This window comes from Micromonospora sp. PRAS1 (genome assembly GCF_059553435.1).
This window is the reverse complement of the sequence record NZ_JCANNB010000002.1, coordinates 317,477-327,242: the sequence shown is the minus strand read 5'-3', so window position 1 is coordinate 327,242 and position 9,766 is coordinate 317,477. Positions and strand designations below refer to the sequence as shown.

General features: G+C 70.2%; 10 protein-coding genes and 1 other RNA gene. 6 read left to right on the top strand and 5 right to left on the bottom strand.

Going from position 1 to position 9,766, the window contains the following annotated elements; all coding sequences use genetic code 11:
* Positions 1-347: 347 nt before the first annotated feature.
* The 3 genes from rnpB to AC507J_RS03765 all read left to right on the top strand — a co-directional run bounded on the left by rnpB (position 348) and on the right by AC507J_RS03765 (position 2,045).
* Positions 348-764, top strand: an RNA gene (rnpB, locus tag AC507J_RS03775) — RNase P RNA component class A.
* Positions 765-1,273: 509 nt separating this feature from the next.
* Positions 1,274-1,627: a nuclear transport factor 2 family protein gene (locus tag AC507J_RS03770; protein WP_496287630.1), complete on the top strand. Its 354-nt coding sequence runs from the start codon at positions 1,274-1,276 to the stop codon at positions 1,625-1,627.
* 121 nt (positions 1,628-1,748) lie between these two features.
* On the top strand, positions 1,749-2,045 hold the full coding sequence (locus AC507J_RS03765) for a replication initiator (RefSeq protein WP_496287647.1): 297 nt from the start codon (positions 1,749-1,751) through the stop codon (positions 2,043-2,045).
* Here AC507J_RS03765 and AC507J_RS03760 read toward each other — a convergent pair.
* Positions 1,976-3,223: an NsdA family TPR-like regulatory protein gene (locus tag AC507J_RS03760; RefSeq protein WP_496287629.1), complete on the bottom strand. Its 1,248-nt coding sequence runs from the start codon at positions 3,221-3,223 to the stop codon at positions 1,976-1,978. The genes AC507J_RS03765 and AC507J_RS03760 overlap by 70 nt on opposite strands.
* Positions 3,224-3,453: 230 nt before the next feature.
* Between AC507J_RS03760 and AC507J_RS03755 the strand changes: the two genes are divergently transcribed.
* Both AC507J_RS03755 and lepB read left to right on the top strand, forming a co-directional pair.
* Complete coding sequence (locus AC507J_RS03755) at positions 3,454-3,624, top strand: hypothetical protein (RefSeq protein WP_496287628.1); 171 nt, start codon at positions 3,454-3,456, stop codon at positions 3,622-3,624.
* A 101-nt stretch (positions 3,625-3,725) separates the two neighbouring features.
* A complete protein-coding gene (gene lepB, locus AC507J_RS03750) occupies positions 3,726-4,343 on the top strand; it encodes a signal peptidase I (protein ID WP_496287627.1) in 618 nt (205 codons plus the stop codon).
* 98 nt (positions 4,344-4,441) lie between these two features.
* Here lepB and AC507J_RS03745 read toward each other — a convergent pair whose 3' ends face one another.
* Both AC507J_RS03745 and AC507J_RS03740 read right to left on the bottom strand, forming a co-directional pair.
* Positions 4,442-4,912, bottom strand: coding sequence for a roadblock/LC7 domain-containing protein (locus AC507J_RS03745; RefSeq protein ID WP_496287626.1), 471 nt, complete (start codon positions 4,910-4,912; stop codon positions 4,442-4,444).
* Positions 4,909-5,280 carry a hypothetical protein gene (locus AC507J_RS03740; RefSeq protein ID WP_496287625.1) on the bottom strand — a complete coding sequence of 124 codons (372 nt, stop codon included), beginning with the start codon at positions 5,278-5,280 and terminating at the stop codon, positions 4,909-4,911. The genes AC507J_RS03745 and AC507J_RS03740 overlap by 4 nt, the downstream gene beginning before the upstream one ends.
* Before the next feature lie 459 nt (positions 5,281-5,739).
* Here AC507J_RS03740 and AC507J_RS03735 point away from each other — a divergent pair, with 459 nt between their 5' ends.
* Positions 5,740-6,603 carry an AraC family transcriptional regulator gene (locus AC507J_RS03735; protein ID WP_496287624.1) on the top strand — a complete coding sequence of 288 codons (864 nt, stop codon included), beginning with the start codon at positions 5,740-5,742 and terminating at the stop codon, positions 6,601-6,603.
* A 159-nt stretch (positions 6,604-6,762) separates the two neighbouring features.
* Here AC507J_RS03735 and AC507J_RS03730 read toward each other — a convergent pair whose 3' ends face one another.
* Positions 6,763-7,560 (bottom strand): nucleotidyltransferase domain-containing protein, encoded by a 798-nt coding sequence (locus AC507J_RS03730; RefSeq protein WP_496287623.1) that lies wholly within the window; start codon positions 7,558-7,560, stop codon positions 6,763-6,765.
* Positions 7,561-7,851: 291 nt separating this feature from the next.
* Entirely contained in the window at positions 7,852-9,762 is a 1,911-nt protein-coding gene (locus tag AC507J_RS03725) for a hypothetical protein (RefSeq protein ID WP_496287622.1), read from the bottom strand.
* Positions 9,763-9,766 lie beyond the last annotated feature (4 nt).

Here is a 9,766-nt window from a genome sequence, read left to right as displayed (position 1 = left end):
CGCCCGCCACCCCCGCCCGCCACTCCCGCCCCCCGCTCCCCGCTCCCCGCTCCCCGCTCCCCGCTCCCCGCCCCCCGCGATCTTGCACTTTTGGTCGCCGTACTTCGGGCATAAACCGCGTAAGGGCGACCGAAACTGCAAGATCGCGCGGCGCGGCGCGGCGTGGCGGTGCGGTGCGGCGTGGCGGTGCGGCGGCGTGGCGGTGCGGTGCGGTGTGCGCAACTTCGGCGGAACTGCTGGGTCCCGCGCCCCGGAGGCAGCAACATCGCCGAAGTTGCGCTCCGATTCGGCGGTGCGGGCCGGAAATCGTGGGCGTCGGCGCGTCGTTAGGATGGATGCGCGACGGACGAGTCGACCGGGCGGTCGCGTCGGCGGGCCGCAGGCCCGTCGCCGAGGAACGTCCGGACTCCATAGGGCAGGGTGGTTGCTAACGGCAACCCGGGGCGACCCGCGGGACAGTGCCACAGAAAACAGACCGCCGCCCCCAAACTGGGACGGTAAGGGTGAAACGGTGGGGTAAGAGCCCACCAGCACCCCGGGTGACCGGGGTGGCTCGGTAAACCCCACCCGGAGCAAGGCCAAGTAGGGCCGTCATCGCAAGCTGACGACCCGCGCAGACGCTTGAGGGCGGCCCGCCCGATGTCTGCGGGTAGGCCGCAGGAGCCTGTCGGCAACGGCAGGCCGAGATGGATGACCGCCGCCGGCGCAAAACCCTCACAGGTACGCGCCGAGCACAGAATCCGGCGTACAGGTCGACTCGTCCGTCACCTCCCAGCTCAGAGCCCCGATCAAGACTCTGAGCTGGTTCTAAGTTCGGGTGTCGACATGGTCAACATTGGCCGGCGTTCGACGGCACCCGGCGATGGCCCCAGACGGTCCAGAGACGGCCCAGGAACACCTGACTCGGCGATCAGTGGATCTACGTCTGTGGACGACGGTTGGTGGGCTCGGTGGCGGGTTGAGGTGCCGGCTTCCGTACCGCTCGCTGGCAAGCTGGCTATGCGAATCTGCCGGTGCCGCCCAACCGAATGTCCAGGTCTCGCAGGAGGGCGGCCGAGCCGTCTGCTGGTTCCGGTGTCCATGTAGGGAGTACTTTGCAGCTGGTTCGCGCAGCACGGATGGTTCCCCGTTTCGGAGCAAGGTGGAGAACCCTCTCAGGTCGTTGACCGGTGATGCCGAAGTTCCGTTGTGCCGCGAACATCCGTATTGGGCCGACATTCTGCCGCGAGCGAACCCGCTTGTCTTGTTGCGGGGCGCTGTAGAGGATCGGCGTATGGATCTCCATACTGCGGAACGGCAGCTCCAGGCCGCTCAGCGCGGCGGCGATGTTGAGTCCCTCGACGCGCTTCTGCACCCTCGGGTCGTGGGTGCTGGGCCGGATGGCACGATTTTTTCGAAGGAAGATGACCTGGAGAGCTACCGCTCGGGGGCCCTGCGAATCACTAACCTGGTGGAGGAGTCGCTCGACGTCCAGGAAGACGGTGAGACCGGGGTGACTCGCACGGTCGCTGCGGTGGATGCGGTTCAGGGCGGTGTCGTTATGTCCGCGCGGTTGCGCTACACCCGGCTGTGGGTGCGTGAGGACGGCAACTGGCGGGTGTTGGCCGCCACCGTCGTCCCGGTCTAGTGAGCGTTTCAACTGTCGTGGTTAGGTCGACTGCTGCAGCGGTCCAGCGGTACATCCTCGACCGGCTCCGGTCTGGGACGAGCCGGCTTCGGCATGGGTCGACCCGGACACCCGTGCGCCGCTGACTACCTGGTCGGAAGCTCTCGATGCGATCGGCGACGTCCTGGGCGCGGGACCTGTGCACGTCGTGCGCTTCGGCTCCCAGGTCGACGCTCGCGGCGTCATGCCCGGCACCGAGGACGCCGGGCGGACCATCCGCTACGTCACGAAGTACATCACCAAGCACACCGGAGACGTTCACAAGATCACCACCGACCGGCAACGGGCGCACCTCGATCGTCGCCCAAGCTACCGGCCTTGGGCGGTAAGGGCCTGCACCTCGTCCAGGTATGACAGGGCTGCTGGTTCCTTCGGGTAGCGCTCGCGTAGCAGCGTTGCCAGTTCCCGGGAGCACATCAGCAGCGAGGGCAGCGACTTGCGCTCACCGCGCAGTGCCCGCCGTCCATGGGCGACCGCAGCTTCGAGGTCACCCGATCGGGCCGCTACTACGCCGAGGGTGAGCTGTGCTTCGGCGATCCGCATGGGCTTGCGTTCGGTGCCGTCGGGATCGGTCGATGAGCGGATCACCTGTCCGGCGTACATGTCGGCGAGGCGATCTTCGCCCGCGAGCCGGTAGCAGTCCATAGCGTAGAAGTCGAACTTCGCCGGATCCACCACGAAGTGGTGGTCGGTGTTCTCCGGGTACGGCAAGGTTTCCAGAAGGGTTCGGCCCCGGTCCAGCGCCGTCTCCACCTGCCGCCGGTCACCGAGCCGGGCCCACGCTTTGGCCTTTTGACCGGCGAGCTGCACCGTCGCACTGCCGCCGCCCGCGATCGCCTCACCGGCCTCGGCCGCCGCGACGACGCCCAGGTAGTCGCCCTGAGTGAGTGCGTACCAGGCGCGTAACTCATAGGCCCAGCCTGCAATGGAGGCATTGCCCGCCTCCTCGCCAAGAGTCAACGCGGCCCTGCGGGTGCCCTCGGCGATGCGGCGCAGCCCCAGGTCGTACTCGACGCAGCCGACGAGCAGCGCGACCCAGCCCGCGAGGCTCAGCACCTCTCGATGTTGGGCGAGCGTGAGCCTGCGGTCCAACAAAGTGGTGATCCGACGCAGCCAGCCGCGGCCCTCGACGCGGAGCTGTTCAGAGGACATGTACGGGTACTCGCAGCAGAGGCGGTCGGCCGTGATGCGGAGTGCTTGCAGGGTGGCGTCGGAAACGTCGGAGCTTCTCAGCCGAACGAGGATCTCCACCGTCTCCATGCCCGTGGCGGCGATGACCTCGGCCTCGGCGTCACGCGGTGCCGGCGGAAAGAAGGCGGCGGTGACGGTGCCGAACGTCTTGGCGATCAGCGCCTTGTGGAAGCCGTCCGGCTCGGAACTGCCGGCCTCCCACCGCTTCCAGTTCCGCAGGAGTGTGCTGTCGGCAGGCAGCCGTTCGGCGGCGTGCGCCCGCATTGCCTGGACCGCCTTGCTCTGCGACCAGCCTCGTGCACTGCGCTCGGCCCGTAATCTCCGTACCCAGACGGGGAGATCGGGCTCGGTGGCGTCCTCAGCCATGCCATCAAGTATCGACCTGGGACTGGGGACATGGCGAGGGGACATCGGCCTGTCACCGGGGTGACATCTGGTGCTGGCAAGCGGATCGAGGGGACCGTTGCGGATGCCGGCCAGGCCGGCAGGCGCGCCGAGCCGTCCCGGAGGTACGCATGAGTCAACGTCACGCACCCCTGCGCCCGATCTGGATCTGCACCGGGTGCGCGCACCCGTGGCCCTGCGGGACGGCTCGGATGGAACTGATCGCCGACTATGCCGGTCAGCGGCGTCAACTCGCCGTGGATCTGGCTGACCTGCTCCGGGAGGCGACGGCCGACCTGACCCGGATCTGCCCGGAGCCGCCCGACCCGGTGGCGGCGTACGGCAGGTTTCTGGGGTGGCTGCGCCGCGTGCCGCGCGTCTAGCCAGGTCCCGGCGCCGCCTAGCAAGTCTGTGTGTCGCGTCCAGCCAGGCCGGGTGTCGCACGCGTAACCCGGGGTTCAGCGGCGTTGGGTAGCTTGGGCGGGTGACCGACGAGCAGACCAAGAGCAGCAAGCGTTCGTTCTGGCGGGAGCTGCCGATCCTGCTGGCCGTGGCCATCGTCATGACGATCCTGGTGCGGCAGTTCGTGGTGCAGAGCTTCTTCATCCCCTCAGGCTCGATGGAGCAGACCTTGCAGCTCGACGATCGGGTCATGGTCAACAAGTTCGTCTACGACTTCCGGGCACCCAAGCGGGGCGAAATCATCGTCTTCAAGAATCCCGAGAGTTGGCCGAGCCTGCCGGACGGAGACGACCTCATCAAGCGGGTGATCGGGGTGCCCGGCGACCGCGTGGTCTGCTGCGATCCGCAGGGTCGGATCGAGGTCAACGACCATCCACTGGACGAACCGTACGTGTATCCGGGCAACAAGATGGCTCCGGAAGACTTCGACATCACGGTCCCGCAGGGCCGGCTGTGGGTGATGGGCGACCACCGGGAGGCCTCCGGCGACTCGCTGGCCAACTACAACAGCCATGGCCAGGACATCGCGGCGGCCACGATCCCGCTGGACTCGGTGGTCGGACGGGCCTTCGTGCTGTTCTGGCCGGCCGGCAACGCTACCTGGCTGACCGTGCCCGATACCTTCGGCGAGGTCCCGTGACAGGCGAGGTGCCGTGACAGGCGAGGTGCCGTGACAGGCGAGGTGCCGTAACACCGGTGCTGGACCGGTGCCTTGGCTACTGCCGCCCGGCCGGACCGTCAGTGCTGGGTGAGGAGTTCGGCGAGGCGGTCCGCGACCGGTGGGGCGTACATGTGCAGCCGGGCCACGTTGATGGTGTCCTGGCCGACCACCGAGAGCAGGGCCTGCGGGCCTACCGCGTACACCGCGAAGTAGCCGCCCTGGTTGCGGACGGTGGACTGGCAGAACTCGCCCTGGCCGAGGCGGAGGCTGACCTGCCGGCCCAGGCCGAAGGTCGCCGCCGCCATCGCGGCCAGGTCGTCGGGGTCCAGCGTGTCCGGCACGTTGTGGGTGATCCGCAGGCCGTCCACGCCGCCGAGGACACTTCCCTGCACGCCGGGAATCTGGAGGCGCAGTTCAGCCAGCTCGGTGCCGATCGCCGCGTACGGCAACGACGGGTTGCCGGCCAACGATGGTGGGAGCCGGGGCGGCGGCGGTACGTCCGGTCGCTGCGCGGTACGGCGGGGCAGGTAGGTGTCTCGGTCGCTCACAGTTCCAGCTGCTCCTCGATGCTGCGCAGCTGGTGCCGGGCGAGCGCCAGGTTGGACCGGGTCTTGCTGAGCATCAGGTAGAGGAAGAGACCCTTGCCGTTGGAGCCGGTGAGCGGCCGGATGATGTGATACTGGCCGCCGAGGGTGATCAGCATGTCTTCGATCTGATCGTTCAGCTTGAGCATCTCGATGGTGCGCATCTTGGCGCGTACCACGTCGGTGTTGCCGGCCGCGGCGACGGTGAGGTCGATCTCCGGCGTACCGCCGGCCACGCCGAGCGTCATGCCGCTGGTGTAGTCGACGAGCGCGACGCCGATCGCGCCGTCGATCGTCATGGCGTCCTTGAGTGCGGAGTCGAGGTTGGCCACATTGCCTCCAGGGTCGGCTGACGTCTGCCCGCGCGGTACGGGGAGGGTAGCCCCGGTGCGGAAGTTCTGACGAGACTTGCACAGAGATCCTGCCATTTGCATCTTGCAAGGGCAGGAACAGGCGGGAAGGGGCTGAGCGGGCCACCCCGGTTGACCAGGGAGGCGATCGAGATCGCCGCAGCGGCGGATTTCTCGGTACCGATTGCTCCTGATATCGCTTCCGTCACCGGACGGGACCGGAGCGCGAGGGCACGGACCGACCCGACCGCCGGGCAGGACCGGGCTCGGCCCGAGCCGCACCGGGCAGGACCGGGCCCGGCCCGACCGCCGGGCAGGACCCGTCTCGGGCCCGAGCCGCACCGGGCAGGACCGGGCTCGGCCCGACCGTAGCGGGCACGGCATGTCGGGTCAGCGGCGCCGGCGGAGCCATAGCGTGGGCGGCGCAGGGATGGAGAGCGGATGCTGGAGCGCCTCAACCAGGCGATGGAACACCTCGAACGGCACCTCGACCGGCCGGTCGACGCCACCGAGCTGGCCCGGATCGCGGCCACTTCGGAGTATCACTTCCGGCGGTTGTTCGCCGCGCTGGCCGGCGTCCCCCTCTCCGAGTACGTGCGTCGCCGGCGGCTCACCGTCGCCGGAGCGGAGGTGCTCGCGGGGGAGCGGACGCTGCTCGACATCGCGGTCCGCTGGGGGTACGGCTCGGCCGAGGCGTTCGCCCGGGCGTTCAAGGCCGTACACGGCGTCGGCCCCGGCGAGGCCCGGCGCACGGGCGCCGCGTTGCGCGCCCAGCCCCGACTCTCCTTCAGACTCACCGTCGAGGGGAGCAGCAGCATGCGATACCGCATCGTACGCAGGGACGCGTTCCGGCTCGCCGGCCGCAAGGTCCGGGTGCCGCTGGTGCACGAGGGCCTGAACCCGGCCATCGTGGCCTTCGTGAAGAGCATCGAGCCGGCGACCCGGGAACGGATCGAGGCGCTTGCCGACCAGGAACCGGCGGGGGTCGTCAACGCCAGCGACGGCCTGGCCGGCGACCGGGCGGAGGGTGCCGAGCTGGACTACTGGTACGGCGCGGTGACCGGTGCCGAGGTGCCCGCGGACATGGACGTCCTGTCGGTGCCGGCGGGAATGTGGGCGGTTTTCGAGAGCTCCGGACCGTTCCCCGAGGCCGTGCAGAACCTCTGGCAGGACGTCTTCACCCAGTGGTTCCCGGCCAACCCGTACCGCTCCCGCCCCGGGCCGGAGATCTCCCGCACCCAGGTCTCCGCCGACGGCAGCCACGCCGACGCCGAACTCTGGATCCCGGTGGGACCCGCCCTCTGACCGGCGTCCGGCGCGGTGGCCGTCGGCGTCAAGCGCTGCGATCTTCCGAGTACGGCGCTGCGGCATCCCGCGTCTGGCGCGCCGGCACTTGTTGTCTGGCCGGCGGCACTTGCTGTCTGGCGCGCCGGCACTTGTTGTCTGGCGCGCCGGCAATCGTTGTCAGGCCGGCGAAGGGCTGGTGAGGTCGGCGAGGACCCGGCGCTGGAAGACGCGGGCCTGCGGGCCGGTCGGCGGGGTGCCGCCGGTGCGGGCCGCGATCGACCGCTCCACCAGATCGACGGTGGCGGCATCGACAAGCGGTCCGCCGTCGGCCAGCAGTCGCCGGCCGGCGGCCACCTTGGGCAGCCACACCCCATGGTGCAGGCGTACCCAGGAGCGGCAGGCGCCGAGCACGGCGTCCTCCGCGCCGGGCGCGGGTACGTCGCCGGGCGGAACCGGCCGGTCGAGCCACCAGCGCAGGGCGGTGACGATGAGCCGGCGCAGGTCGTCGAGGGCCAGCTCGGCGAAGACGTCAGCGGCGGGCGGACCCAGCAGGGCCTGCCCGCTCTGGTGCAGGATGCTGCGGTCCAGCGCGTACCAGAACAGGCCGTCGGCGGTTGGCCGCTCCGCCGGACCGTACGAGACCCGGAAGTCCATCTTCGCGCCGGTGTTCAGCTCGACCTCGAACCCCGGTTCCGGGGAGCCGGCGCTGGCCACCTCCCGCCGGTAGACGACCAGTTCCAGGCCGCGCGCCGGGCAGGGCAGCGCCTCGTGTCGCAGTCGCGCCACCAACTCCTGCGCGACCGCCCGATCCAGTACGTCCGCACAGACCAGCGCCACGTCCACGTCGCTGCGGCCGGGCTGGTACGCCGCCAGCCCCACCGAGCCGGCCGCGTACGCACCGCACAACTCCGTACCGAGCACGTCGCCAGCCACCGTTACCAGCTCGGCCAGGTACCGCCGCAGCGGCTCGACCATTTCCCGCACTCCCCGTTCGGCACCGCCCATCGCCCATCGCCCACCGGCACTCGCCCACCGGTCAGGTGTACGCCGGCCGGGAGCACACCGGTCAGGTGCCCAGCGGCCGGGGGCACACCGAGCGACCTTAGCGGCCACCGGGCGACCTTAGCGGCCACCGGGCGACCTTAGCGGCCACCGGGCGACCTTAGCGGTACCGGCCACCACCGCTTCGACAGCGGCCCTTCGGGTGACCGGAGGTCATCGACGGCGGGGATTTCGCCGTTTCGGCCCGCCGGCCGACCGGCACGTCTACTGTGGAAAAGCCTGGTGACTTGCGGTGTTCCGGTGGCGGGCGGTCGGTTGCCGGTGCACAGTGAATTCATGAGCGACAGCGGACGTGAACGCTACTACTGGTGTACGCGCCACCACCGGGTCGAGAGCGATGCCGATGTGTGCCCTGCCCGGCACGTTCTCGGACCGTACGACTCGATCTCCGACGCGGAGAACGCCCTGCAACAGGTGCGGGAGCGCAACGAAGCGTGGGAGGCCGAGGACGCCCGTTGGGCCGGGGAGGAGAAGTAGACGACGCGGGAGGCCTCTCGCGTCGAGAGCACCGCGTGCGCCGCGAGGGCGGTGACACGTCCCCAAGGAGGGAACCGAGATGGCCGAAGCACAACAGGCCACCCGCCCAGCCGCGAAGCGTACGCCCGCGAGAAAGACCGCCGCGACGGAGCGCAGTGCGGGCGTGACCCGTACTCCGTCCACTCGCCGGGCCACCGGCACCGCACCGGCGGCCCGGAGCACGCCCGGCGGCGCCGGTCGCGGCCCAGCCTCGAAGCGCACCGCCAGCACCGCACCCGGGAGGAAAGCCACCGCGAAGCAGACCCCCGCGAAGACCTCCACGCCCGCCAAGAAGACGACGGCGGCGAAGAAGACGACAGCGGCAGCGAAGAAGACGACGGCGGCAGCGGCAGCGAGGAAGACGACGGCGGCGAAGAAGACGACAGCGGCAGCGGCAGCGAGGAAGACGACGGCGACGGCGCCCGCGAGTAAGAAGGCGCCCGCGAGTAAGACGGCGGCGAAGAAGACCACGGCGGCGAAGAAGACCACGGCGGGAAAGAAGACCGCGGCAGCGAAGAGCGCACCCGCCAAGAAGACGGCGGCGCAGAAGGCCGCTGCGGGCAAGAAGGCGATGCCCGCGAAGAAGACGACGGCGGCGACGGCACCTGCCCGTACGACGGTCACGGCACGCAAGACCGCTCCCGCCAAGAAGGCCACGACGGCGAAGGCTGCCCCCACCAAGAAGGCTGGACCCGCGAAGAAGGCTGCCCCTACCAAGAAGGCCATGCCAGCGAAGGCTGGGCCCTCCCGGAAGGCCACGAGTGCGACGAAACAGACGTCCGCCCGGAAGACCACCGGAACGGCGCGCAAGAGCACGGTGGCGGCGCGCACGAGCACGGTGACGGCCCGGAAAACCACGGGGACGGCCCGGAGGGCCACCGCGACCAAGGCCCCCGCGAAGCGGGTCGCCGCCGCGAAGAAAGCGACCTCGACACGACCTGCCGCTGGCGCGCGGAAGACGGCCTCGACCCGGCCCGCAGCCGGCGCGCGGCCGGGGACGTCGGCGGCGACGCCGGCTCGCAAGGCCACGACCCGGGCGGGTACCACGGCGAAGCCACCGGCGGCCAAGAAGTCAGCGGCCAAGAAGACGGTGGCGGCGAAGAAGGCCCCCACCAGGGCGACGGCCCGAAAGAGCACCGCGACCGCCCGAAAGAGCGCGCCGGCCCGAAAGAGCGCGCCGGCCCGAAAGAGCGCGCCGGCCCGAAAGAGCGCGCCGGCCCGGAAGAGCGCGCCGGCCCGGAAGAGCGCGCCGGCCCGAAAGAGCGCGCCGGCCCGAAAGAGCGCGGCGGCGACAGCACCGGCGCGGAAGACGACCTCGGCGGCGAGCCGGACGTCAGCCCGCAGGACCACCGCGACCAAGGCTCCCGCGACCAAGGCCACCGCGACCAAGGCCACCGCGACCAAGGCCACCGCGAGGAAGGCCACCGCGAGGAAGGCCACCGCGAGGAAGGCCACCGCGACCAAGGCCACCGCGAGGAAGGCCACCGCGAAGAAGGCCACCGCGAGGAAGACTCCCGCGAAGAGGGCGCCGGCGTGAAGCCACCGGTGCGAAGACGCTGATCCGTCCCACGCCACCGAACCGGCAGCGGGGATTGTCACAGCG